Origin of the sequence: Bradyrhizobium sp. IC4059, assembly GCF_020193615.1 — a bacterium.
GTDB lineage: Bacteria > Pseudomonadota > Alphaproteobacteria > Rhizobiales > Xanthobacteraceae > Bradyrhizobium > Bradyrhizobium yuanmingense.
The window spans coordinates 256,601-280,769 of record NZ_JADYVH010000009.1; the positions used below are offsets into that span (position 1 = coordinate 256,601).

At 64.7% G+C, this 24,169-nt stretch carries 20 protein-coding genes; 13 read left to right on the top strand and 7 right to left on the bottom strand.

Annotation, left to right across the window (positions count from 1 at the left end):
• Window position 1 precedes the first annotated feature (1 nt).
• From I6F12_RS26825 to ugpB, 4 genes are all read right to left on the bottom strand, one after another.
• Window positions 2-1,015, bottom strand: coding sequence for an ABC transporter permease (locus tag I6F12_RS26825; RefSeq protein WP_225134372.1), 1,014 nt, complete (start codon window positions 1,013-1,015; stop codon window positions 2-4).
• 111 nt (window positions 1,016-1,126) lie between these two features.
• Complete coding sequence (locus I6F12_RS26830; RefSeq protein WP_225141183.1) at window positions 1,127-2,746, bottom strand: ABC transporter substrate-binding protein; 1,620 nt, start codon at window positions 2,744-2,746, stop codon at window positions 1,127-1,129.
• Window positions 2,747-3,115: 369 nt separating this feature from the next.
• Entirely contained in the window at window positions 3,116-4,072 is a 957-nt protein-coding gene (locus I6F12_RS26835) for an aminoglycoside 3'-phosphotransferase/choline kinase family protein (RefSeq protein ID WP_225157619.1), read from the bottom strand.
• A gap of 249 nt (window positions 4,073-4,321) precedes the next feature.
• Window positions 4,322-5,644: a sn-glycerol-3-phosphate ABC transporter substrate-binding protein UgpB gene (gene ugpB, locus I6F12_RS26840; RefSeq protein WP_225140624.1), complete on the bottom strand. Its 1,323-nt coding sequence runs from the start codon at window positions 5,642-5,644 to the stop codon at window positions 4,322-4,324.
• A gap of 296 nt (window positions 5,645-5,940) precedes the next feature.
• Here ugpB and I6F12_RS26845 point away from each other — a divergent pair, with 296 nt between their 5' ends.
• The 10 genes from I6F12_RS26845 to I6F12_RS26890 all read left to right on the top strand — a co-directional run bounded on the left by I6F12_RS26845 (window position 5,941) and on the right by I6F12_RS26890 (window position 17,511).
• Window positions 5,941-6,951 carry a TRAP transporter substrate-binding protein gene (locus I6F12_RS26845; RefSeq protein WP_345944189.1) on the top strand — a complete coding sequence of 337 codons (1,011 nt, stop codon included), beginning with the start codon at window positions 5,941-5,943 and terminating at the stop codon, window positions 6,949-6,951.
• Between the two features lie 54 nt (window positions 6,952-7,005).
• Window positions 7,006-9,036: an ATP-binding protein gene (locus I6F12_RS26850; protein WP_225128589.1), complete on the top strand. Its 2,031-nt coding sequence runs from the start codon at window positions 7,006-7,008 to the stop codon at window positions 9,034-9,036.
• The gene (locus I6F12_RS26855; RefSeq protein WP_109142153.1) at window positions 9,006-10,751 is read left to right on the top strand and encodes a DUF3369 domain-containing protein; all 1,746 of its coding nucleotides are present in this window, start codon (window positions 9,006-9,008) and stop codon (window positions 10,749-10,751) included. Before I6F12_RS26850 ends, I6F12_RS26855 begins: the two co-directional genes overlap by 31 nt.
• A 40-nt stretch (window positions 10,752-10,791) precedes the next feature.
• Window positions 10,792-11,523 carry a response regulator gene (locus tag I6F12_RS26860; RefSeq protein WP_036020286.1) on the top strand — a complete coding sequence of 244 codons (732 nt, stop codon included), beginning with the start codon at window positions 10,792-10,794 and terminating at the stop codon, window positions 11,521-11,523.
• A gap of 407 nt (window positions 11,524-11,930) precedes the next feature.
• Window positions 11,931-12,542 (top strand): sigma-70 family RNA polymerase sigma factor, encoded by a 612-nt coding sequence (locus tag I6F12_RS26865; protein ID WP_036020284.1) that lies wholly within the window; start codon window positions 11,931-11,933, stop codon window positions 12,540-12,542.
• A gap of 485 nt (window positions 12,543-13,027) precedes the next feature.
• Window positions 13,028-13,726 carry a cytochrome c biogenesis CcdA family protein gene (locus I6F12_RS26870; RefSeq protein WP_225157595.1) on the top strand — a complete coding sequence of 233 codons (699 nt, stop codon included), beginning with the start codon at window positions 13,028-13,030 and terminating at the stop codon, window positions 13,724-13,726.
• A 30-nt stretch (window positions 13,727-13,756) separates the two neighbouring features.
• Window positions 13,757-14,320 carry a thioredoxin family protein gene (locus tag I6F12_RS26875; protein WP_225157596.1) on the top strand — a complete coding sequence of 188 codons (564 nt, stop codon included), beginning with the start codon at window positions 13,757-13,759 and terminating at the stop codon, window positions 14,318-14,320.
• 101 nt (window positions 14,321-14,421) lie between these two features.
• On the top strand, window positions 14,422-15,393 hold the full coding sequence (locus tag I6F12_RS26880) for a hypothetical protein (RefSeq protein ID WP_225157597.1): 972 nt from the start codon (window positions 14,422-14,424) through the stop codon (window positions 15,391-15,393).
• A 356-nt stretch (window positions 15,394-15,749) separates the two neighbouring features.
• Window positions 15,750-16,343: a L,D-transpeptidase gene (locus tag I6F12_RS26885; protein WP_036020272.1), complete on the top strand. Its 594-nt coding sequence runs from the start codon at window positions 15,750-15,752 to the stop codon at window positions 16,341-16,343.
• A gap of 130 nt (window positions 16,344-16,473) precedes the next feature.
• On the top strand, window positions 16,474-17,511 hold the full coding sequence (locus tag I6F12_RS26890; protein ID WP_036001959.1) for an amino acid ABC transporter substrate-binding protein: 1,038 nt from the start codon (window positions 16,474-16,476) through the stop codon (window positions 17,509-17,511).
• Window positions 17,512-17,680: 169 nt separating this feature from the next.
• Here the strand turns inward: I6F12_RS26890 and I6F12_RS26895 are convergent, their stop codons facing one another.
• Both I6F12_RS26895 and I6F12_RS26900 read right to left on the bottom strand, forming a co-directional pair.
• Window positions 17,681-18,820 carry an acyl-CoA dehydrogenase family protein gene (locus tag I6F12_RS26895; RefSeq protein ID WP_225157598.1) on the bottom strand — a complete coding sequence of 380 codons (1,140 nt, stop codon included), beginning with the start codon at window positions 18,818-18,820 and terminating at the stop codon, window positions 17,681-17,683.
• A 145-nt stretch (window positions 18,821-18,965) separates the two neighbouring features.
• Complete coding sequence (locus tag I6F12_RS26900) at window positions 18,966-20,180, bottom strand: acyl-CoA dehydrogenase family protein (RefSeq protein WP_225157599.1); 1,215 nt, start codon at window positions 20,178-20,180, stop codon at window positions 18,966-18,968.
• Between the two features lie 127 nt (window positions 20,181-20,307).
• Here I6F12_RS26900 and I6F12_RS26905 point away from each other — a divergent pair, with 127 nt between their 5' ends.
• Complete coding sequence (locus tag I6F12_RS26905; protein WP_057028492.1) at window positions 20,308-20,853, top strand: carboxymuconolactone decarboxylase family protein; 546 nt, start codon at window positions 20,308-20,310, stop codon at window positions 20,851-20,853.
• An 89-nt stretch (window positions 20,854-20,942) separates the two neighbouring features.
• A complete protein-coding gene (locus tag I6F12_RS26910) occupies window positions 20,943-21,437 on the top strand; it encodes a VOC family protein (RefSeq protein ID WP_225140618.1) in 495 nt (164 codons plus the stop codon).
• Window positions 21,438-21,488: 51 nt separating this feature from the next.
• On the opposite strand, the gene I6F12_RS26915 is transcribed toward I6F12_RS26910, so the two are convergent.
• Window positions 21,489-22,817: an MFS transporter gene (locus tag I6F12_RS26915; RefSeq protein ID WP_036020259.1), complete on the bottom strand. Its 1,329-nt coding sequence runs from the start codon at window positions 22,815-22,817 to the stop codon at window positions 21,489-21,491.
• 181 nt (window positions 22,818-22,998) lie between these two features.
• Between I6F12_RS26915 and cyoA the strand changes: the two genes are divergently transcribed.
• The gene (gene cyoA, locus I6F12_RS26920) at window positions 22,999-24,159 is read left to right on the top strand and encodes a ubiquinol oxidase subunit II (RefSeq protein WP_225157600.1); all 1,161 of its coding nucleotides are present in this window, start codon (window positions 22,999-23,001) and stop codon (window positions 24,157-24,159) included.
• The last annotated feature ends 10 nt before the right edge of the window (window positions 24,160-24,169 follow it).

A 24,169-nucleotide genomic window follows, 5' to 3' on the forward strand; every position in this document is an offset into this window, starting at 1 on the left:
CCTAGCCCTCCAGCCTGACGCGCGGATCGATCACGCCGTACAAAATGTCGATGATCAGATTGAGCAGCACGTACATCACCGCCATGGTCAGCACGAAGCCCTGCACCGGCGCGAAGTCGGAGGAGATCAGCGCTTCCACCGCGTAGGAGCCGATGCCCGGCCATGCGAACACTTTCTCGACCAGCACGTTGGCCCCCAGCAGGAACGAGAACACCATGCTGAGCGTGGTGATGACCGGCAGCATCGCGTTGCGGAACGCGTAGGTGACGATCACCGTCGCCGGCGACAGGCCGCTGGCGCGCGCGGTGCGGACGAATTCGGATGCGAGCACCGCGAGCATGGACGCGCGCGTCATGCGTGCGATCGGCGCCAGCGAAAAGATCGCGAGCGTCGTTGCGGGAAGGATGAGTTGGCTCAACGCCGAGCGGAACGCCTCGACATCGCGCGCGATCAAAGTGTCGATCAGATAGAAGCCTGTCACCGTCGGCGGCGCGCTGTAGAACACATCGAGACGGCCGAGCGGCGCCGGCGACCAGCCCAGCCGGAAATAGAAGACATAGACCAGCACGAGGCCGGTGAAGAACACCGGCAGCGACACGCCGGCCGTGGTCGTGATCCGACAGAGATGATCGATCCACGATCCCGGCCGCGTTGCCGCGAGCACGCCGAGCGGAATGGCGATCGCAATGGACACGAAGAGGCCGAGCAGCGTCAGCTCGGCTGACGCCGGCAGGCGGTTACGAATCTCGGTGGCGACCGGCTGGCCCGTCGTCAGCGAGTTGCCGAAATCGCCATGCGCGAGATCGTTGGCATAGCGGAAGAACTGTTCGATCAGCGGCTTGTCCAAGCCGAGCTTCTTGCGGATCTGCTCGACGGCTTCCTTGGTCGCGGCGGGGCCGGCGAAGTAAGCCGCGGGATCGCCCGGCAGCGCGCGCGTCAGCAGGAAGGTGACGATGACGACGCCGATCAGCGAGGGAATCGCGAACATCAGGCGCTTGCCGATCATGGTCAGCATGGTGCTCGCTCCGCTCGCGCGAATGGCGAATAGCGAGTGGCGAATGGATATTCGCTCCTGTCGACCATCACGTCCCCCTACTCGCTATTCGCCACTCCCTATTCGCTTTCCTCACCCCTTCGCCATCGCGCGATAATCCAGCCGCCGGTGGAACCAGTACTGGTAGCCGCTGACGTTCTTCTGCATCGCGACGTTGACGAAGGGCTGGTAGAGCGGGATGCGCGGGACGTCGGCGAAGGCGAGATCGACGAAACCCTTCACATCGGCATCGTAAGCGGCCTTATCGCCGGTGGCGGCCGCCGTGCGCGCACCGTCGATGAACTTGTCCATCGCCGCCGACTTGTAGCTCATGGTGTTGAAGACGGAATTGTTGCCGTGATAGCACCAGTAGAAGAAGTACTCGGGGTAATCGAGCCAGCCCGAGAAGACGTTGGTGAAGAGCGGCATCTCCTTTTTGTTAAGCTCGGTGCGCCAGTTGGCGCCGGGCACCTTGTTGATGGTGGTCTTGATGCCGAGCTGGGCGAGGCTCTCCTGCACGAGGACGCAGAGCGGCTCGTTGACGCCGGCGAAGTTGAGATCGAACGAGATCGTGGTCTCGAAGCCGTTGGCGTAACCGGCTTCAGCCAGCAGGGCCTTCGCCTTCTCCATGTCGGTGTTGTACTTGTGCGGCTGCGGCCAGGCGACTTCGGTGGCCTTGTCCTTTGCGCCGAACATGGGATTGCCGAGACCGAACAGCACGGCGTCCATGATCTTCTGGTACGGCAACGCATAGGCGATGGCCTGCCGCACTTTCGGATTGTCGAACGGCGGCTTGGTGACGTTCATGCCGATATACTGGATGCCGTTGGAGAACGGCAGCGACACCACGTTGAGCTTGCCGTTCGCCTTCATCTCCTGGAAATCCTTGAACGGCAGCTCATAGGAGATGTCGGCATCGCCGCGCTCGAGCAGCGCACGGCGGTTGCCGGCCTGCGGCACCATGCGCCAAATCACGCGCTTGATCTTGGGAAGCGGACCGCCGACCCAATCCTCATTGCGCTCCATGATCACTTCGGTGCCGGCGGTCCACTTCGTGACCTTGTAGGCGCCGGAGCCCGCCGTCTGCTGCTTGGTGTATTCGAGGCCCCAGGGATCCTTCTCGCTGGCGTGCTTCTTCACCAGCTCGGAATTGACGATGCAGGGCACGATCACGGCGAGATCGGGGATCGTCAGCTTGTCCTTCTTCAGGAAGTCGACGCGCACAGTGTGATCGTCGACCACGACGAATTGCTCGGCCTTGGTGAGCGAACCCGCGCTCATCTGGAAGGTCGGGAAGCCGCCGACGCTGACGGCGCGGTCGAGCGACCATTTCACGTCTTTCGCGGTAACAGGCGCGCCGTCGTGGAATTTGGCGTTCTTCTTCAGCTTGAAGGTGACCGACATGTCGTCGATCTTCATGTCGTCGGCGAGCTCGCCCTTGAACTTGTCACGGTCGTAATAGGGCACGCCGCCGGGACCGCTCTTCATCTCGTGGCTGATCAGGCGGTCGTAGCAATTCCAGGAGACTTCATAGCCGGGCACGTTGGTGCCGATGCCATGGATGTCGAGATTGTTGGGGCCGCCTTCCGAGACGATCAGCAAGGTCTCCGAGCGGGCATCGGCCTTGGCCGAGGAGATCACGGACGGCATGGCCGGAAGCGCCGCGCCAGCGGCCAACCCGGAAACGGATTTGAGGAAATCGCGGCGCTTCATGAAATCGCTCCAACACAAAGGTTTTTGGCTGGAACTGGATTCGCAAGGTTTGTGCCAAGGCTTAACGGGAGATTAAATTTCATCTAAGTGGTTGATATCGAAGGCTGTTCTTATCTGACCACTCTGCCCCGCAACGGGCAATTGCATACAAACACGAGCAATTGCGTAAAAATTAGGCTTCTCGGCTTGAGGGCTCATTGTGGAGGCAATCGCCAAACCTTACCATCTGGCGCTCGCGCCGCGGCCCCCAGGAGTCATTCCGGGGCGATGCGCAGCATCGAACCCGGAATCCATCGGGCGGCAGAACGCGCGGCACAATGGATTCCGGGCTCGCCGCTGCGCGGCGCCCCGGAATGACGGAGGGGGCGCTCAGTTGGGCCAGATCAACTCCTGCAGCTCGACCAGATCATTCGCTTTGTCTTGCCAGCCCTCGATGCAGATGTGCGCGTTGAGGTCACTGGCGCGGTGCAGCAGCATCAGGGCCATCAGGCGGCGCTTGAGGGTGAAATCCAGCGTCGTATAGCCAAAGCCTTCGAGCAGGCTCTTCACTCTGCCCGGACGGCCCGCCGCCATGAAGGCGCTGGGGCCGAGCAGATCGTAATGGCGCCACCCCGTGAGCACGTCGCCGAAATCGAACAGGCCGCCGAGCGACCATTGGCCGTCGTCACAGGCGAGCAGAAAGTTCTCGGGGATGTATTCACCGATCAGGATCACCGGCGGCGCGTCCATCGGAATCAGCTTTGCGGCATCGCGCAGGAGATCATCGAGGCCTTCGAGGAATTTTGGTGCGAGGCCGAGACGCTCGTGCCGCCCGCGGCAGCCCTGCATCTGCTGACGCATGAACGCATCCCAGCGCGGCTCGATATGCGCGAGCGGTCCAAGCGGCGCGCGCTGCACGCTCGCAATGGTCTCGCCGATCTGGTGCAGCAGCCGCTCCTTCTGCGGCTCCGGCAGTGATGGCCAGACCTCCGAACCCAGCGTGCCGGCAAGGCGCGTGATGACGAGATAGGGCCAGCCGTCGCGCATCCCCTCCGCGACGATCTCGGGGATCGGCAGGTGCAGACGGCCTTTGAGCTGCGTCAGCGCGGCGCGCTCCGAGACGAACTGCGCTGCGAGCAGCGGCGGAAAGATCTTCAGGACCAGCGTCTCGCCGAGGCCGACCACGAGATTGGTGCCGGTCGCAAACACATGCGGCGAGCCGGCATCGAGGCCATGGCTACGTGCGATGTCGAGAGCGATTGGCAGCCATTGCGCGGAGGCGGAGCGGAAGGCGCGGAAGCTTGCGGCGTCGGTGAAGTGAGGCAGCTGTTGCGGCGTGATTGTCATCTGCACTCGCGTATCGAATGCAGGGGCAACTTTGGTTGACCCGGTGCAAGCCAAGGAAACGGTGCACCTCTCCCGCTTGCGGGGGAGGTCGGCGAAGCGCCGGGTGGGGGCTCTCTCCACGTGGGGACACTCTCCGCAGACTTCAGACAATCCCAACGTGGAGAGAACCCGCTCCCCAACCCTCCCCCGCAAGCGGGGGAGGGAGCGCACCTCGTTCGCAGCGGCGGCGAGACCTAATCGCAACACACCCTACCGCTCGGGACTGGCGCGCTCGAACTGGCGCAAGAGCTTGTTGCCGCGCTCGACGGCGGAATCGAGTGCTGATTGCGCGCTCTTGTGGCCGGCGAAGGCCTGCTCGAGCTCGTCCTCGATCACGCCGCGGATCAGGATGAAGGAGCCGAGCCGGATGCCCTTGGAGTTCTCGGTCGGCGGATTGAGCGTGATCTGCTCGAACGAGATCGCCGAGCCCGGATTGCGCTCGTAGAAGCCTTGCGAGCGCGTCAGCTCGAAGGCGGCGCGGGTCACGGGGAGATAGCCGGTGTTCTGGTGCCAGGCGGCCTGCACGCCGGGCTGGGACAGATAGGCGAAGAAGCGCGCCACGCCCTTGTATTCCTCGCGCGGACGGTCGCGCAGCACCCACAGCGTGGCGCCGCCGATGATCGAGTTCTGCGGCGCGCCCTTCACGTCGGGCCAATAGGGCATCATGCCGTAGCCGATCTCGAACTTCGAATTCGCCTTGATGTCGGCCCGCGTGGCCGAGGAGCCGATGAAGATGCCGCATTCGCCTTTCTGGAATCGCGGCTCGGCCGACTGGCCGCGGCCGCTATAGTCGAACAGTTTTGTCTTTTGCCACTCGGCAAGCTGGCCGACGTGCTTGACCACGATCGGATTGTTGATGGTCAATTCCGCATCGAGGCCTGCAAAGCCGTTGGTGCGGGTGGCCAGCGGCAGATTGTGGAAGGCGGCGAAATTCTCGACATGGATCCAGGACGGCCAGGACGTGGTGAAGCCGCAAGCAGCGCCGCGGTCGCGCAGGCGCTTGGCGACCGCTCCCAGTTCCGGCCAGGTCTTCGGCGGCGCCTCCGGATCGAGGCCGGCGTCGCGGAACATGGTCTTGTTGTAATAGAGGATCGGCGTCGAGGAATTGAACGGAAAGGACAACAGATTGCCGGCCGCATCGGTGTAATAGCCGGAGACCGCGGGCAGATAATCACTGAGCGAGAACGGCTCGCCCTGGTCCCGCATCAGGCTGAACACCGGATAGATCGCGCCCTTGGCCGCGGTCATGGTGGCGGTGGCGACCTCGTTGACCTGGACGATGGCGGGCTGGGTGCGCGAGCGGAAGGCGAAGATCGCCGCCGTCACCGTCTCGGTGTAATTGCCCTTGTAGACGGGCACGATGCGGTAATCGGATTGCGAGGCATTGAAGTCGGCGGCGAGCTTTTCCAGCTGCCGGCCGAGCTCGCCGGACATGGCGTGCCACCAGGCGATCTCGGTGGCAGCCCGCGCAGGGGCAGCCAATGCGAGGGCCGCAAAGGCGGCAACGAGCTGCAAAAGGCGCAAGGCTGACATCAGGATGGCTCTTCCCAGGCCGCGGTCGACGTGGCGGCTGTCCTGCTTAAGGCCCGGCAGTGGCCGTTTCAACCGGGAATGAACGCCGGCCGCGCCGCACAATCAGCCCGCTGGCCGGGGACGGAATGGGGCTTCCCTTAACTTCTGCTGGAGCCCCGTTCCGATCGGAACGGGTTCTAAATTATTAATTTGACGGGTTTTCTTTACGCGAACCGGTATCCACTTCGCTTGAAAACGCTTTAGATTGCATTGAACCTTTTCCTTCCGCCATAGACTCCACCACTGAGGGGTTGAGTGTGCCAGTGTTGAGCCGTGCCGAACTCTCGCGGACCGGGGTGATCTTCGTCGCGCTTCTGCTTGCCGCAGTCTCGTCGAGCATGCGCGCGACGAGTGCGGTTGCGCGCGAATTTCGCGCCGCCGACACCCAGGCCGAGGACTACCCGACCGTCCAGGCGCTGCGCTACATGGGCGCCCTGATCGCCGAGCGCACCAAGGGCCGCCACGAGATCAAGGTGTTCCACTCCCGCCAGCTCGGGGAGGAAAAGGAGACGATCGAGCAGACCCGGGCCGGTGCGATCGACCTCAACCGGACCAATGTCGCCCTGATCGGCAATTTCGTCCCGGCGATGAACGTGCTGGCGATGCCGTTCCTGTTCCGGTCCATCGAGCACATGCAGAAGGTGCTGGACGGGCCTGTCGGCAGCGAGATCCTCGGCAGCTTCGAGCCCTACGGCTTCGTCGGGCTCGCCTTCTACGATTCGGGTGCGCGCTCGATCTATAACGGGGTCCGCCCGGTGAAGACCATCGCGGACCTCAAGGGATTGCGGATCCGCGTGCAGCAGTCGGAGTTGATGAGCCAGATGATGCGCGCGCTCGGCGCCGAACCGGTCGAGCTGCCCTACGGGCAGGTGCTCACCGGGCTTGCCAACCATCTGATCGACGGCGCCGAAAACAACTGGCCATCCTTCGTGACCACGAACCATTACAAGCATGCCGGCCATTACACGCTGACCGAGCACACGATGAGCCCGGAGGTGCTGGTGATCTCTCTGAAGGCCTGGAACAGCCTGTCGGCGGAGGAGCAGACGATCTTTAAGGAGGCCGCGCAGCGCTCCAGCCGGTTCATGCGCGAGAAGTGGCGCGACCTCGAGGAACAGTCGCAGCGCAAGGCGCAGGAAGCCGGCGTCACCATCATCAGGGACATCGACCGCAAGCCGTTCGAGGACGCCATGGCCGCAATCTACGCCAAGGCCGCGCGCGACCCCGCGGCGGCCGCGCTGATCGAACGGATTCGCAAGGTGGAGTGAGGCCTGTTGGCTGCGCTTGGACATAGCGATCACGCGGACAAGCCACCCGGCCCGATCGGGCAGCTGCGCGCGCGCATCGTCGGCCTCTTACGGGCGGTGCCGATCCGCTGGCGCATCCTGTCGATCGCCGCGCTGAACTCCGCCGTGGTCGTGGTGCTGGTGGCGATGATCTGGAACGGCGCCAAGGTGCTCGGCTCGGCCTGGGACGATGTGCGCCAGGTGCGCGAGTCCGACCGGATCCTGGCGCTGCTCGAAAGCGAGACCGGGCGGCTGCAGAACCTGATCCACCGCTACATCAACCAGCCGAGTCCGGACCTGTTCGCCGAGATCCTGTTGCTGCGCGAGGCGGTGCTGGGCACGCTGACCAATCGCGCCGCCAAGGACCCGATGCTATCAGGGTCGGTCGAGGAGCTGGAGCGCACCACCGACCGCTTCCTCAACGGCTTCGGCGAGCTGCGCAGCGTGCAGTCCACCATCGCCAAGACCTATGAGGAGCAGGTGCAGGGCCCGGCCAGGGACATGGCGGGACTCTACTCCATCATCGAGGGTGCCACCGGCCATCGCGACGCGCTGATCTGGCCCTCGCTCGGCAAATCCCGCGAAGCCTTCACCGCGATGCTGGTCGCGGCCAATTCCTATTACCTGTCGCAGTCGTCGGGCGCCGCCGACGACGCGCGCCGCCATACCGAGACGATCGAGAGGACCATCCCGGTCATGATCGATCTCGCCGACAACGACCTGCAGAAGATGGCCTTGCGGCGGCTCGCGGCCCGCACCGCCGCACTTCGCGAGGGCTTTGCAAAACTCTCCGAGCAGCTTGCGAGCCGCACCGAGCTGCTCCGCAACACCATCGACGCCAGCCAGGCCGAGGCGATCGGCGCCATCGACGACCTCTCGACCAAGATGCGCCAGCGCGAGCAGAAGGCGCAGGAGGTGTTCGACCGCACGCTGGCGGATATCTCACGCCGGGTGCTGTCGATCGCGGTGATCTTCCTCGGCATCATCCTCACCGCGGGCGTCCTGATCGCGCTGTCGATCCGCCTACCGCTGCAGCAGATCATGTCCGCGATGCGCGCGATCACGCTCGGCGACCTCGACCGCGAGGTGCAGGGCACGAAAGCGCGCGACGAGGTCGGGGCCATGGCGCGCGCGGTGGAGGTGTTCCGCGAGAACGCGATCGCCAAGCGCCGGACCGAGGACGAGCTGCGCGCGTCCAAGGAAAAGGCCGAGAGTGCCCTGCTCGAGCTCAACACCGCGCAGCAGAACCTGATCGACGCCGAACGGCTGGCCGCGCTCGGTGGCCTCGTTGCGGGCGTCGCGCACGAGGTCAACAACCCGATCGGCATCAGCCTGACGGTGGCTTCGAGCTTTGCCCGGCGCACCGAGATTTTCGAAGCCCAGCTCAAGGGCGAGGGCGGCCTGCGCCGCTCACAGCTGGAGGAATTCGTGCAGTCCTCGCGCGACGCCTCGCAGCAGCTCGTCGCCAACCTGACCCGCGCCGGCGAGCTGATCCAGTCGTTCAAGCAGGTCGCGGTCGACCGCTCCCATGCCGAGCGGCGGCAGTTCTCCTTAAGCGAAGCCACCGACCAGATCATCGCCAGCCTCAAGCCCGTGCTGAAGCGCTCGCCGATCACGCTGGAGGTCGACGTCCCCGAGGGGCTGCTGCTCGATGGCTATCCCGGCTCCTACGGCCAGATCCTGACCAACCTCTTCCTCAACGCCGCCAACCACGCCTTCGCCGACGGCCGCGCCGGCCGGATCGCGATCTCGGCGCGGCCGCGCGGCACCGAGGACATCGAGATCAGCTTCTCCGACGACGGGGCCGGCATGACCCCGGACGTGCAGCGCCAGGCCTTTGACCCTTTCTTTACCACCCGGCGCAATGAAGGCGGCACGGGACTTGGCCTTCATATCGTCTATAACCTCGTCACCCAGCAGCTCGGCGGCCGGATGATGCTGGAATCCAAGCTGGGACAAGGCACTACTTTTCGCATTATCATGCCCCGTGTCGCCAAGGGCGGCGCGCAAAGCACAGAAAGTGACGGATCTTCGCAATGGCCGAACAGGACGATGTCCTCCACCTGATCGACGACACCGGTACCGCGTCGGAGGACAGCAACGCCCGGAAATGGAAGATCGCCGTCATCGATGACGATCCGGCCGTGCATGACGGCACGCGTTTTGCGCTGTCGGACTACAGCCTGAACGGCCAGAGCCTGGAGATCCTGTCGGCCTATTCCGCGGCCGAAGGCCGCAAGCTGATGGCCGAGCACCGCGACGTCGCCGCCGTGCTGCTCGACGTCATCATGGAGACCGACGTCGCCGGCCTCGAGCTGGTCGAGTTCATCCGCAACGAGATCCGGAACGAGACCGTGCGCATCATCCTGCGCACCGGCCAGCCCGGCCAGGCGCCGGAGCGGCGCGTCATCGTTCAGTACGACATCAACGACTACAAGGCCAAGACCGAGCTCACCGCCGACAAGCTGTTCACCTCGCTGACCGCGGCGCTGCGCTCCTACCAGCAGCTCGAGCGCATGGTGCAGACCCGGCGCGGGCTGGAGATCATCATCGACGCGGCCTCGACGCTGTACGACTTCAAGTCGATGCAGCGGCTCGCCGAGGGCGTCCTGACCCAGCTCGCTTCGCTGCTCAACGTCGACTGCGCCGGCATCCTGGTGCTGCGCGACAATGGCGGCATCGATCCCGAGCTCTCGGTGCTCGCCGGCAGCGGCTGCTACAGCCGCTTCATCGGCACCACCTCCTCGAAGGCGCTCGACCCCGAGCTGCGCGAGATGGTGGAGGCCGCGTTCCAGCGCCGCAAGAACGAATTCGCCGACCATCGCAGCGTGATCTATTTGCGCACTGGATCGGGCCGCGAGGTCGTGGTGCTGCTCCAGGCCGAGCGCGAGCTGTCGGAGACCGACCGTTCGCTGGTCGAGATCTTCTCCTCCAGGCTCTCGATCGCCTTCGACAACGTCATCCTCTACCAGCAGCTGCAGGACGCCAATACCCAGCTGGAGGACCGCGTCGCCCAGCGCACCCGCGCCCTGATGCAGGCCAACCGCCGCCTCTCGGCGCAATGGCTGCGGTTGCAGCGCGCCAACGGCTTCAAGAACGAGATTCTCGGCACCGTCGCGCACGACCTGAAGAACCCGCTCGGCGTCATTCTCGGCCGCACCGAGATGCTCAAGGAGCTGATCTCGACCGGCGCCTCGGAAAGCGGGGTCGTCGCCCAGGTCGACCACATCCGCGACGCCACCAAACGCCTGACCACGATGGTCGATCATTTGATCTCGGACGCGATGGCCGATGCCTTCGACATCACCATCCGCCGCGAGCCGGTCGACGTCGCCGCCCTGGTCAAGGAGGTCGCCGAGGCCAACCAGCCGCTCGCGGTCAACAAGCAGCAGGCGATCAGCGTCACCGCGCCGCCCAACATCGTCACCATGTGCGACACCGACCGCATCCGCGAGGCGATCGACAATCTCATCAGCAACGCCATCAAATACTCGCCGATCGGCGGCAAGATCGACGTCACCGTGGTCCACGAGGGCAGCGACACCATCGTCAGCGTCAGCGACGAGGGCGCCGGGCTGTCGCCAGAGGACCTCGGCCGGCTGTTCGGCCGGTTCCAGCGGCTGTCGGCCAAGCCGACTGCCGGGGAGAGCTCGACGGGACTTGGGCTCTCCATCGTCAAGCGTATCATCGACATGCACGGCGGCGAGGTGACCGCCGAGAGCGAGGGCCCCGGCAAGGGCTCGACCTTCACCATCACCCTCCCCGCGACTGAAATGCCGTGATGCCAAAGCCCGTGATGTCAAAGCCCGGGATGCAAAGCCCATGACCCAAAGCCAGCACATCATGATCGTCGACGATGAGGCTCCGGCCCGGGAGATGGTCGGCGATTACCTCAAGATGCATGGCTTCACCGTGACGCTGTGCGACGGCGGCAAGTCCTTGCGCGCCGCGATCCAGGGCAGCATGCCTGATCTCGTCGTGCTCGACCTCAACATGCCCGAGGAAGACGGGCTCTCGATCATCCGCGACCTCAAGAGCCGCATCAACGTGCCCGTCATCATGCTGACGGCGACCGCGAGCCCGATCGACCGCGTCGTCGGCCTCGAGCTCGGCGCGGACGATTACGTGGCAAAGCCCTGCGAGCTGCGCGAGCTGATGGCGCGCATCCGCTCGGTGCTGCGGCGGAGCGGACCGGCCAAGGCGGCAGACGCGCCGGCGGCGAAGTCGGACAAGGAGCAGCTGGTGCGCTTCGGCACCAAATGGCTCGACCTCGAAGCGCAGGCCTTGCGTGACGACGAGGGCAACGAGCATCCGCTGACCGCATCCGAGTTCGGGCTGCTCAAGGTGTTCGCGGCCAATCCGAAGCGCGTGCTGTCGCGCGAGCGCCTGCTCGAGCTTGCCAACGCCCGCGACGCCGAAGCCTTCGACCGCGCGGTCGATCTGCGCATCATGCGCATCCGCCGCAAGATCGAGCCCGACCCGGCCAAGCCTGCCGTAATCCGCACCATCCGCGGCGGCGGCTATCTGTTCTCGCCGCAGGGCGAGAAGGCGTAGGGCGAGCGGCACAACCCGCTCTGCCGTAGCCCGGATGGAGCACAGCGCAATCCGGGGGTGCTGTAGCCGCGGATGGAGTTGCCCCGGATTTCGCTGCGCTTCATCCGGGCTACGAGATTATCGCCCCCGGGACGACAGCGGTAGGTGCGGCGCGACCAAACGCAATCCTCCTAAATTCGTTCCGCGGCGCGCCCGTCCGGCCCCGAATCCCCACCCCGTATTTTCCGTACGTTGAAATCACAAGGTTTTTTGCCCCGAATGTTTCGTCGCACCCTGTCCGGCGAAACAATTTGACGGCGCACGAAACCATTTTCCGCTTTTCGTGCAGACGTCCCGAAACGTTGGCTCATTAACACTTTGACCCAAGGAAACGCCGCTCGGTTGCGGCGCTACGGGGAGCCAAGTCCATGCCGAACGTCATTGCCATCAACGCCCAAGCCAGCCAGAGCATCATTGCCGCTCAGGCGACCTCGGACGACATGCTCCTCGCAAGCATTGCCGACGGCAACCGGACGGCCATGCACATCCTTTACTGCCGGCACAATGTGCGGGTGTACCGCTTCATCCTGCGCATCGTGCGCGACGCCACCACGGCGGAAGATCTGGTCAGCCAGGTGTTTCTGGACGTGTGGCGGACCGCCGGCCAATTCCAGGGCCGCTCGCAGGTGTCCACCTGGCTGCTCTCGATCGCCCGCTTCAAGGCGCTGACCGCGATGCGCCAGCGCCGCTTTGAGGACATCGATCAGGAGGACGTGCGTCAGATCCCTGATGGTTGCGACACGCCGGAGACCTCGCTCGACCGCAGCGACACCAGCGCCATCCTGCGCGCCTGCGTGCAGAAGCTGTCGCCGGCGCATCGGGAGATCATCAACCTCGTCTATTACCACGAGAAGTCGGTGGAGGAGGTCGGCCAGATCATCGGCATCCCCCAGAGCACGGTGAAGACGCGGATGTTCTATGCGCGCAAGCAACTCGCCGATTTGCTTAAGGGCGCCGGCGTCGACCGTTTCGCCGCTTAACAATAATGTTTTCAAGGGGATAGGACCTCCGTTTTGGCCCTCTCCCCGGACACGGAAGCGTTACCACTGACGAAACAATTGAAACAAACGACAACATCAGGCGGAAAAACTTCCCTTCTATAAAGCTCCCATACGGTTTCGTTAAACCTCCCAAGACCTCCAGCGACCCGGACGATGCCCCGTCCGGGTCGTTTTTATTTGGGCCTGAGTGGTTGCCGGCTCCGCGGTCGGTGCGCTCCCTCCCCCGCTTGCGGGGGAGGGCTGGGGAGAGGGTGTTTCCGCAACGGGGCAACTCCCCCCAGAGGAAAGAACCCTCACCCGCCGCACTCTGCGAGTGCGCCGGCCTCTCCGGCAAGCGGGAGAGGCGGGAGCCCGCGGCCACCGTGCTCTGCAAAGCAACAGCCCCCGTCACGAAGCCGTGACGCTGCGTAACGACCGTCCCACCGCACGCGAACAGCCCTCGTGACCTCCCTCACGAGTGCCTCATGCTCGACCTGCTCTTTGCTCTCCTCGCCGGCATCCTCACCATCGCCGCGCCCTGTACGCTGCCAATGTTGCCGATCCTGCTCGGCGCCTCGATCGGGCGCGCGGGGCATCTGCGACCCGCGATGATCGCGCTCGGCTTCGTCTTTTCCTTCTCGATGGTCGCGCTGGCGCTCGGCGCGATCACGCGGGCCTTCGATTTCGATCCGAACGTGCTGCGCGAGGCGGCAGCGGTCCTGCTGCTCGGCTTCGGCCTGTTGATGCTGTGGCCGGCGCCGTTCGAATGGCTGTCGCTCCGGATCAACGGCTGGCTCGATCTCGGCAACATCGGCGCCACGCAGCGCGAGGGCGCGCTCGGTGGGCTGATCCTCGGCACCACCTTGGGACTGGTCTGGACGCCCTGCGCAGGGCCCGTGCTCGGCTCGATCCTGACGCTGGTTGCGACATCGAAGAACGTTGCCTGGGCCGGCACGCTGCTGGTCGCCTATGCCATTGGTGCTGCGATCCCGATGCTGGCGATCGCCTACGGCGGACAGGCCGCGACCACGCGCGTGCGCAGCCTGGCCCGGATCTCGCCGCGGCTGCAGCAGGGCTTTGGCGTCGTCGTGATCGGCTTCGCGGTCGCCGCCTATTTCCAATACGACACGCTGATCTTGGCGTGGCTCACCGGCTTCTACCCCACCGGCCAGATCGGCCTGTGATCACCCTCGTCTTCACTGGAGGACTCGCCCATGACTCTCAAGCTGCTCGCAATGTCTGCTGCACTGATCGGCATCACCGTGACCGGCGCCGTGATTCCCGGCATCTGCGACGAGGCCGCACGCACCGCGCCTGTCGTTACCGCCGCCGCGAACCAGCAGGCCGCGCCCGACTTCACCGGCATCACCAACTGGTTCAACTCGAAGCCGCTTCATATCGCCGATCTCCGCGGCAAGGTCGTGCTGGTCAATTTCTGGACCTATGGCTGCGTCAACTGCGTCAACACGCTGCCGCATGTCACCGGCCTCTACGCCAAGTACCGGGATCGAGGCCTCGTCGTGGTCGGCGTGCACACGCCGGAATTCCCGTTCGAGCGCTCCGCCGCCAACGTGCAGGCCGCGCTGAAGCGCCATGGCATCACCTATCCGGTGGCGCAGGACAATGAGTCCAAGACCTGGAACGCCTATCGCAATCAATATTGGCCGGCGCAATACATCGTCGACCAGAGCGGCAAGATCGTGTTCCAGCACGCCGGCGAAGGCAGCTATGACGAGATCGACCGCACGGTGGCCAAGCTGCTGAACGCGAGCAGCTGACGCCGCACGGTCATCGCGCGGCGGCTTCAATTGTCGCCCTTGTTGCTTGACTCCACGGAGCCGTCCGTGGAGTTTCGCAACCGACGCAATCAGCCCCCGCAATGGACGCGACCACCAGCACCGACATCCGCCTTCGTGAAGGTTCCTCGATCGCGCAGCGGCTGGTCGTGGCCGGCTGTGCGGCTGCCGTTGCGCTCTGCTTCACGCCGGGTCTGTTCACGCAGGACCTCCTGGAAATCACGATATCGACGGTGGCGCTGCTGGTGGGAGCCGGATTCGTCGTCGGCATCATGATGGCGCCGGCGGTGGTGTGGATCATCACGCCGGACGAGATCCTGATCGGCCGGCAACGGCCGTTCGGAAAACTAAGGACGCGCCTCGTCGGGAAGGACGAGATCACGGCGCTGCAGGTCCCCGGCAGCAAGCGGGTGAAGGCCCGCTTCCAGCTCGTCTTCACCCTGGCCTCGGGCGAGCGGCTGACCTCGCCGCCGATTTCCGATGTCACCCATGTCCGCGACACCGTGGCGTGGATCGCAGCGCATTTCGACGTTCCCAATGTCGAGGCGCCGAGCAACCCGCTCGATGCCAGCAATCCCGAGATGCATCTCGGCGAGCCTCTCGAGGCGTTTCCTGCACGGGAGATCCGCATCGTCGCACTGATCGCGGTGGCTTTGTCCGCGGCCCCCTATGCCTACAAGCTGTGGCGCGGCCTCTCGCCGAGCCATGTCGATATCCTGCTGCTGCCGCTGGGCGCGATCGCCGCATTCGCCGTCTATCGCTATGCCAACCTTGCGACCGGCGCGTTCTGGATCATCGGGCCGAACGATATTCGCGTCGAGCGCCTGTGGGGCGACGGCAGCCTGCGCGCCGACCGCATCGCCGGACCCGACGTGAAAACGATCACGGTCGAGCGCCGGGGCCGCTCCGAGGACGAGCATTGCATCGTGGTGATCCGGCTGCATTCGGGGCGGCGGTTTCGCAGCCCCCGCATCGGCTCGCGCGTCGAAGCCCGCGCCGTCGCGGCGGAGATCGTCCGGCGGCTCGGGATCCCGGCGGGGAGCAACAAGATTTAGCTGGCGCAAATTGTCGGCCTCGATCTCACCACGCGTTCGATCTAAGCCTCTCCCGCTTGCGGGAGAGGTCGCCGCGTAGCGGCGGGTGAGGGTTCTATCCTCTGGGGGAGTGTCCCATTGCGGAAGCACCCTCTCCCCAACCCTCCCCGCAAGCGGGGGAGGGAGCGGACCACCACTGCGGTACCACCTATGCTTTTCGCGCCATCCCCTGTTCGTGGCATTGCGCCGAGCCCGTCAAAAAAACCAAAGCATTCTCGTGACATGCCAGGACGGCGCGCCATCAACTTGCCATGAACTTGCCCCTCAGGTTTGATGGTTCCGAATGATTTGCGCTGTGGCAGCGGGGAGAGCTTGAAATGACGAATTTTCGTCGCCTGACCGGGATTTTCGTGGCTGCGATGGGACTGGCCCTGTCCACGCCGCACGCCTTCGCCCAGCAGCCGGACCGCGGCGACGAGCCGGGCCTGATCGCCGATGACGGATACCAGCTCGAGCCGGAATGGCAGAAGCAGGTGGTCTACTTCCGCACCACCGAGCCGCCGGGCACCATCATCGTCTCGACCGCCGAACGTCACCTCTATCTGGTGCAGCCCGGCGGGCGCGCCATCCGCTATGGCATCGGCGTCGGCCGCGACGGTTTCCAGTGGCAGGGGCTGGTGACCATCACCAACAAGAAGGAGTGGCCGGACTGGACGCCGCCGCCGGAGATGATCCAGCGCCAGCCCTATCTGCCGCGCTTCATGGCCGGCGGACCCGGCAATCCGCTGGGCGCCCGCGCCATGTATCTCGGCACCACCGTCTACCGCATCCACGGCACCAACCGACCCGACACGATCGGCACCAAGGTGTCCTCGGGCTGCTTCCGCCTGGTCAACGCCGACGTCGCCGACCTCTACGATCGCGTCCCTGTCGGCACCAAGGTGGTCATCCGGCAGAAGCCCGAGCTCTAAGGTTCATGATCCCGGCATGATTGCTTCGGACGGCCGCAGCGTGCCTTGCGCCAACGCGGTCGTCCGGATCCGGATCATGCACTCCGTCCTCGCCTGATTCCTTTTCCCGATTTTTCGAGAGAGCAACATGATGCGCACTTTTCGTGGCGGCCTGCTGATCGGGGTCGCCATCGCCGTGCTGGTCGCCATCGGCGCGATCATTTACGAGTTTTACGACACCCGCACCCTGAGGCGCACGGTTCGCCGCGGCGAGGTGCTGTGCGGCGTCAACAAGGGCCTGCCGGGCTTCTCGATCCCCGACGACAAGGGCAACTGGACCGGCTTCGACGTCGATTTCTGCCGCGCGGTGGCCGCTGCGATCTTCAACGACCCCGGCAAGGCGAAGTTCGTTCCGCTCGACGCCAACGAGCGTTTCAAGGAGCTGCAGAGCCGCAAGGTGGACATCCTCTCGCGCAACACGACCTGGAGCATGGCGCGCGAGCTCGACTACGATTTGTATTTCCCGGCCGTGGCCTATTACGACGGCGTCGGCTTCATGGTGCCGCGCACGCGCAACAAGGAGACCTCGCTCGACCTGGCAGACAGCAAGGTCTGCGTGCAGAACGGAACCACGACGACACTCAACGTCGCCGATTACTTCCGCATCAACAACATGAAGTATGAAGAGGTGAAGTTCGATAACCTCAACGACGTGGTGAAGGCGTACGACACCGGCAAGTGCGACACGTTCTCCGCCGACGTTTCTCAGCTCTATGCTCTCAGGCTGAACCTGACGAAGCCCGGCGACCACATGATCCTGCCGGACATGATCTCCAAGGAGCCGCTCGCCCCCGTGGTGCGCCAGCGCGACGACGACTGGATGATGATCGTGAAGTGGACGCTTTACGCGATGATCAACGCCGAGGAGCTCGGCGTGACCTCGGAGAACATCGACGAGGCCTTGAAGTCGAAGAAGCCGGAGGTGATGCGCCTCGTCGGCACCGAAGGCCGCTACGGCGAGCAGCTCGGCCTCACCAAGGACTGGGCCGCGCGCATCATCCGCCACGTCGGCAATTACGGCGAGATGTATGACCGCAACATCGGCGAGAAGTCGAAGCTGAAGATCCCGCGCGGCATGAACCAGCTGTGGAACGCAGGCGGCGTGCAGTACGCACCACCGATGCGGTAAGGGGTGTCTCCGGGGAACGTCGTAGGGTGGGTTAGCCTTGCAATTGCGCTAAGCGCAATTGCTCGGCGTAACCCACCATGCTTCCGCGTTTGCCGGACGAAGATGGTGGGTTACGCACTGCAGATGCGCTTCGCGCTTCTGCAGTGCTAACCCACCCTACGAGAGCATCTCAATAACCACGCGACCTGGCCAACTGCTCGGTGTGATAGTTCGCATCGCCGAACAACTCCTCGCAGACGCGGGCGCGCTTCATGAAGAAGCCGATGTCGAACTGGTCGGTCATGCCCATGCCGCCGTGCATCTGCACGCCTTCCTGCACCGCGCGCGTGGCGGTGGTGCCGGCGCGGGCTTTTGCCACGGCGACGGCGGGTGCGGCCTTGACGACGTCGGCATCCAGTGCCTGCAGCGCCTTCATGGTGGCAGCACGGGTGATCTCGATGTCGATGTAGAGCTCGGCGGCGCGATGCTGCAGCGCCTGGAATTCGCCGATCAGCTTGCCGAATTGCTTGCGGCTCTTCAGATACTCGACGGTGCGGCCAAACACTTCATCGCTGAGGCCGACCATTTCGGCGGCCACCGCGCCGCGGCCGATATCGAGCACGCCATCGAGCAGGCCAGCCGCCTGGTCGACCTCGCCGAGCACGCTGTCGGCGGTGACCTCGACATTGGCGAACTCGATCCGCGCCGCATTGTGCGCATCGACCATGATGGTGCGCTCGATCGCAACGCCCTTGGCCTTGGGGTTGACCAGGAACAGCGTCAGGCCCTCGCGTTCGCCGGCAGAGCCCGCGGTGCGCGCGGCGACGATGAGGAGATCGGCGACATGACCGTCGATCACCAGCGCCTTGGCACCGGAGAGCTTGAAGCCGTTGCCGGCGCGCACAGCCTTGAGGCTGGTCTGCAGCGGGCGATGCTTGGCGCCCTCGTCGATCGCGAGCGTCGCGAGCAGCGAGCCGTTCGCGATCTTCGACAGATATTCCGATTTCTGCGCGGCATTGCCGCCGCGGGTCAGCACTGATGCCGCCACCACTGACGTCGCGAGGAAGGGCGATGGCATCAAGGTGCGGCCGATCTCCTCCATGATAATTCCGGCTTCGACGAAACCGAGACCGCTGCCACCGAACTCTTCCGGCACAAGCAAGCCGGCAAACCCCATCTCGGCGAAGGAATGCCAAAGATCCTTGGAGAAGCCGGTGGGGTCCTTGCTGTCGCGCAAGTGGCGCAGGTGCGACACCGGCGCCTTGTCGCTGATCAGCCCGCGCGCGGAGTCGCGGAGCATGGATTGTTCTTCGGTGAGGACGAGGGCCATATGCGTGTTTCCGATTCGAAATCTATCTGGTTCGTCATTCCGGGATGCGCCGCAGGCGCAGGCCCGGAATCCATCGGGCGGCAGAGGGGGAGGATGAATGGATTCCGGGCTCGCGACTTCGTCGCGCCCCGGAATGACGGAAACCTCACGCCCCCGGCAGATCCAGGATGCGCTTGGCGACGATGCCGAGCATGACCTCGGACGTGCCGCCCTCGATCGAGTTGGCCTTGGTGCGCAGCCAGGCGCGCGGGCGCGCGCCCTGCATGGAGCGCTCGCTCTCCCATTCCAGCGCATCGACGCCGCCCGCCGACATCAGGATCTCGTGGCGGCGCTTGTTGAGCTCGGTGCCGTAATATTTCATCGCCGAGGAGAACGCCGGATGCGCCTGCCCGGCCTTGGCGAGATCGACCGCGCGCTCGGCGCAGGCCGCCAGCGCGGCTTCATCGACGTCGAAGGTCGCGATTCTACCGCGCAGCATGGCGTCGTCGAGCCTGCCCTGCCCATCGGTGCCGACGGAATCGGCCGCGATCTGGCCGAGCGGCCGGCCGACGCCGCGCTCGCCCATCCCCGAGATCATCGCGCGCTCGTGCTGGAGCAGATATTTCGCGACGTCCCAGCCGCGGTTGATGGTGCCGACGACATGCGACTTCGGCACGCGGACATTGTCGAAGAAGGTCTCGCAGAACGGCGAGTAGCCCGAGATCAGCAGGATCGGCTTGGTCGAAACGCCCTTCGAGGCCATGTCGAACAGAATGAAGCTGATGCCGTCATGCTTCTTCGCGGCCGGGTCGGTGCGGACCAGGCAGAAGATCCAGTCGGCGTAATTGGCGTAGGACGTCCATATCTTCTGGCCATTGATGATGAAGTCGTCGCCATCGCTCTCGGCGCGGGTCTGGAGCGAGGCGAGGTCGGAGCCGGCGTTCGGCTCCGAATAGCCCTGGCACCAGCGGATCTCGCCCGCGGCGATCTTCGGCAGATGCTCCTTCTTCTGGGCCTCGTTGCCGTATTTCAAGAGCGCCGGCCCAAGCATCCAGATGCCGAAGCTCGACAGCGGCGGCCGCGCGCCGATCCGCGCCATCTCGGCGCGCAGCACCTTGTGCTCGGCAGCGCTCAAGCCGCCACCGCCATATTCCCGCGGCCAGTCGGGCACGGTCCAGCCCTTGTCGCGCATGCGCTCGAACCAGATGCGCTGCGGCTCGGACGAGAATTTCGCGTTGCGTCCGCCCCAGACCACGTCGGCATCGGACGTTGCGGGCTTGCGCATCTCCGGCGGGCAATTGGCCTCCAGCCAGGCGCGGGTCTCGTTGCGGAATGTTTCGAGATCGGCGAATTCAGAATCGCTGGTTTTGAGATCGGTCATTGGTCGTTTCCATCACCCAACATTCGAATTGTTGACAGCGAGTCTGGGCCAAGCCCCCGCGGAATTCAACCACTTATCGGTTATAGTCATTGCTGCGGCGAGCCTTGAAAACAAAGAGGAAACCACAATGCGCCTAAAACTTCTTTCGCCTGGCGAAATGAACGAGAGCCAGCGGCAGACCTATGACGAGTCGATCGCCGGCAAGCGCGGCAAGCCGCCGCCTCCGATGATGGCTTGGCTCAATAGTCCCGAGATGGCCCGGCACGCCACGCGGCTCGGCGAGGTCATGCGCTTCGACACGATCTTCCCGGCCAAGCTGTCGGAGATCGCGATCCTGGTGACGGCGCGGCACTGGACCGCGCACTACGAATGGTATGCGCACAAGCGCCTCGCGCTCGCCGGCGGCATGAAGCCCGAGATTATCGACGCGATCCGCGACCGCCGCACGCCCGAGTTCGATGATCCCAAGGCTAAGATGATCTACGATCTCGCGAAGTCGCTGCACGAGGGCCATGGCGTCGAGAAAGGTCTCTACGACGAAGCGGTCAAGCTGCTCGGCGAGCGCGGCGTCGTCGAGGTCATCGGGCTGTGCGGCTACTACACGCTGGTGTCGATGACGCTGAACACGTTCGAGTTCGGCCTGCCCGAGGGCGAGGTGTCGGAGCTGGCTTAGTTTCCCATTCAGAAACGATGGGTTTCGAGTTTGGCCGTAGCACTGGCTCGAAGCGGGGCTTACGTGCATGTTTTCGAGGGAGCATTCACATGTCGCAAAGCCCCACCATTCCTGCCGGCACCAGGATCGGCCACGTCCACCTTAAGGTCGCCGATCTCGATCGTGCGCTCGGCTTCTATTGCGGCGTGCTCGGCTTCGAGCTGATGCAGCGGATGGGCTCGGGGGCGGCCTTCATCGCGGCCGGCGGCTATCACCACCACATCGGGCTCAACACTTGGGAGAGCAAGGGCGGCTCACCGCCGCCGCCTGATGCGACCGGGCTCTATCACACCGCGATCCTGTTTCCGACGCGCCCTGCGCTGGCGGATGCGCTGCATCGGGTGCTCACGGCCGGGATTGCCCTCGATGGCGCCAGCGACCATGGCGTCAGCGAGGCGCTCTACCTGCGCGACCCCGACCAGAACGGCGTGGAGCTGTATTGGGACAAGCCGCGGGAGCAATGGCCGTTCGGGCCTGACGGGAAGCTCGCGATGTTCACCAAGCGGCTGGATGTCGAAGCGCTGTTGCGGCAGCGGCAGGGGTGAGATGGGCCCGGCGCCACCAGCGCCGTTGCCCACCCTGCATGCGCTGCGTGATCAGCGCCCTGCGTCCATGTCCCCCGCCTCGCGCTGGCCGCTGAGCCAGAGCGCGAGCAGGGTCCAGAACGCGCCGGACAGCAGATACGCACCCGAGGCGATGACGCCAAGATTGGTGGCGAGCAGCAGTGCGACCAGCGGGGCGAAGCCGGCGCCGAACAGCCAGGCCATGTCGGAGGTCAGCGCCGACGCCGTATAGCGATAGGCCTGCCGGAAATTCGAGGCGATCGCGCCCGACGACTGGCCGAATGACAGGCCGAGCAGGATGAAGCCGATCACCATGTAGATGGTCTCGCCGAACGCGCCGGCGTCGAGCAGCTGCGGCGCGAAGCCGCTATAGACCGCGATCGCGATCGCCGATCCCATCAAGAGCGACTTGCGCCCGACGCGGTCGGCAATGATGCCGGAGGCCACGATCGCGGCGACGCCGAACACGGCGGCGACGATCTCGATGATCAAAAAGCGCACCGGGCTTTCGTGGGTGAACAGGAACACCCAGGACAGCGGGAACACCGTGACCATGTGAAACAGCGCGAAGCTCGCCAGCGGCGCGAAGGCCCCTAGCATGATGGTCTGGCCTTCGCGCGCGACCGTCTCGGAGATCCGCGCCGGCTGGAGTTCGCGCGTCTCGAACAGCGTGGCGTATTCTTCCGTCGTCACCATACGCAGACGCGCGAACAGCGCGACGACATTGATGGCGAAGGCGACGAAGAACGGATAGCGCCAGCCCCAGTCGAAGAAGTCATCGGCCGAGAGGAGGCCGGCGAAATAGGCGAACAGCGCGCTCGCCACGATCAGCCCGAGCGGGGCGCCGAGCTGCGGCACCATCGCGTACCAGCCGCGCTGGGAGGCCGGCGCATTCAGCGCCAGCAGCGAAGCCATGCCGTCCCAGGCGCCGCCCCAGGCCAGACCCTGCGCGATGCGCGCCAGCGCCAGCAGCCAGATCGCGGCGACGCCGATCTCCTGATATCCGGGCAGGAACGCGAGCGCGACGGTGGCGGTGCCGAGCAGGAATAGCGCCGAGATCAGCTTGGCCGTCTTGCCGTATTCCCGGTCGATCGTCATGAAAATGACGGTGCCGATCGGACGGGCCATGAAGGCCAGCGCGAAGACCATGAAGGAATAGAGGGTCCCGGTCAGCTCGCTCGCGAACGGAAAAACCAGACGCGGAAACACGATCACCGAGGCGATCGCGAAGACGAAGAAGTCGAAGAATTCCGAGGTACGGCCGATGATGACGCCGATGGCGATCTCGCCGGGACTGGCCTGGTCGTGGCCGTGCTCGCCCGTGTGGAGGTTTGCCATTTCGGGGGTCTGTGCCGTCGCCATTGGTGCGCCCTTAACGTCCTGAAAACCAAAGCCGACCGCCCGGCGGGGCCCAGGCAATCTGGCCCTATCTGGCCCAACCTCCCGCACTGCAACATTGGACAAATTGTCCAATGTCCCCATTGTTGCGCCGCAGCTACCCCTTGGCCCCGCAAAGGAAACTCAATCTCATAAGGCTCGGCCCGTGTCCCGTCTCAAGATCCTGGCGCTACTACCTCTGGCTGCTGCGCTCAGCGGCTGCGACTACGTCGTGCTGGCGCCAGCCGGCGATATCGCAGCGCAACAGCGCGACCTCGTCATCATCTCCACCGTCCTGATGCTGCTGATCGTCGTGCCCGTGATGGCGCTGACGGTGCTGTTCGCCTGGCGCTACCGCCAGTCCAACACCGAGGCCCGCTACGAGCCGGACTGGGATCACTCGACCAAGCTCGAGCTGGTGATCTGGTCGGCGCCGCTCTTGATCATCGTTTGCCTCGGCGCGCTGACCTGGATGGGCACGCATCTGCTCGATCCCTATCGCACCCTCGGCCGCATTCATGCCGAGCGCGCGGTGGACAAGTCCAAGGCCCCGCTCGAGGTCGACGTCGTCGCGCTCGACTGGAAGTGGCTCTTCATCTACCCGGATTACGGCATCGCCACCGTCAACGAGCTCGCAGCTCCGGTCGATCGCCCGATCACCTTCCGCATCACTGCGTCCTCGGTGATGAACTCGTTCTACATCCCCGCGCTCGCCGGCCAGATCTATGCGATGCCGGGCATGGAGACCAAGCTCCACGCCGTCGTCAACCACGCCGGCACCTACAAGGGTTTTTCGGCGAACTATAGCGGCGCCGGCTTCTCCGGCATGCACTTCAACTTCAAGGGGCTCGACGACAAGGGTTTTGACGCCTGGATCGCCAGCGCCAAGTCGGCCGGCGGCTCGCTCGGCCGCGCCGAATATCTCCAGCTGGAGAAGCCCAGCCAGAACGAGCCGGTGCGGCGCTGGGGCACCGTCGATGCCGATCTCTACCGCCTGATCCTCAACATGTGCGTCGAGACCGGCAAGATGTGCCAAAGCGAGATGATGGCGATCGACGCCAAGGGCGGCAACGGCCATCAGGGCCTGAACAACACCCTGCCGCTCGCCTACGACAAGTATGCCCGCCGCGGCACGGTGCTCGGACCAGAGCCGACCTTCGTCGCCGGCACCTGCACGCCGGATGCGCCGCAGGGGCAGACCACCGCCTCGATCAAGGCTCCGACCGATTTCGCGCCGCTCCTGGGTGCCGGCCTGAAGCGGCCGTCGTTCACGCCGCTGAAGTCCTCGTCCTTCTTCCTCGGACAGCGTCCCAAGTCCGATTCCTGAAGTCAGATTC

What these genes read in the sequence shown, in the direction of transcription:
- I6F12_RS26870 (WP_225157595.1), top strand. Translation starts at nt 13,028, where the DNA reads ATGCTCGACCTGCTCTTTGCTCTCCTCGCCGGCATCCTCACCATCGCC.
- I6F12_RS26900 (WP_225157599.1), bottom strand. Translation starts at nt 20,180, where the DNA reads ATGACCGATCTCAAAACCAGCGATTCTGAATTCGCCGATCTCGAAACA.
- ugpB (WP_225140624.1), bottom strand. Translation starts at nt 5,644, where the DNA reads ATGTCAGCCTTGCGCCTTTTGCAGCTCGTTGCCGCCTTTGCGGCCCTC.
- I6F12_RS26855 (WP_109142153.1), top strand. Translation starts at nt 9,006, where the DNA reads ATGGCCGAACAGGACGATGTCCTCCACCTGATCGACGACACCGGTACC.
- I6F12_RS26830 (WP_225141183.1), bottom strand. Translation starts at nt 2,746, where the DNA reads ATGAAGCGCCGCGATTTCCTCAAATCCGTTTCCGGGTTGGCCGCTGGC.
- I6F12_RS26825 (WP_225134372.1), bottom strand. Translation starts at nt 1,015, where the DNA reads ATGCTGACCATGATCGGCAAGCGCCTGATGTTCGCGATTCCCTCGCTG.
- I6F12_RS26890 (WP_036001959.1), top strand. Translation starts at nt 16,474, where the DNA reads ATGCGCACTTTTCGTGGCGGCCTGCTGATCGGGGTCGCCATCGCCGTG.
- I6F12_RS26885 (WP_036020272.1), top strand. Translation starts at nt 15,750, where the DNA reads ATGACGAATTTTCGTCGCCTGACCGGGATTTTCGTGGCTGCGATGGGA.
- I6F12_RS26865 (WP_036020284.1), top strand. Translation starts at nt 11,931, where the DNA reads ATGCCGAACGTCATTGCCATCAACGCCCAAGCCAGCCAGAGCATCATT.
- I6F12_RS26880 (WP_225157597.1), top strand. Translation starts at nt 14,422, where the DNA reads ATGGACGCGACCACCAGCACCGACATCCGCCTTCGTGAAGGTTCCTCG.
- I6F12_RS26860 (WP_036020286.1), top strand. Translation starts at nt 10,792, where the DNA reads ATGACCCAAAGCCAGCACATCATGATCGTCGACGATGAGGCTCCGGCC.
- I6F12_RS26895 (WP_225157598.1), bottom strand. Translation starts at nt 18,820, where the DNA reads ATGGCCCTCGTCCTCACCGAAGAACAATCCATGCTCCGCGACTCCGCG.
- I6F12_RS26835 (WP_225157619.1), bottom strand. Translation starts at nt 4,072, where the DNA reads ATGACAATCACGCCGCAACAGCTGCCTCACTTCACCGACGCCGCAAGC.
- I6F12_RS26905 (WP_057028492.1), top strand. Translation starts at nt 20,308, where the DNA reads ATGCGCCTAAAACTTCTTTCGCCTGGCGAAATGAACGAGAGCCAGCGG.
- I6F12_RS26875 (WP_225157596.1), top strand. Translation starts at nt 13,757, where the DNA reads ATGACTCTCAAGCTGCTCGCAATGTCTGCTGCACTGATCGGCATCACC.
- I6F12_RS26910 (WP_225140618.1), top strand. Translation starts at nt 20,943, where the DNA reads ATGTCGCAAAGCCCCACCATTCCTGCCGGCACCAGGATCGGCCACGTC.
- I6F12_RS26915 (WP_036020259.1), bottom strand. Translation starts at nt 22,817, where the DNA reads ATGGCGACGGCACAGACCCCCGAAATGGCAAACCTCCACACGGGCGAG.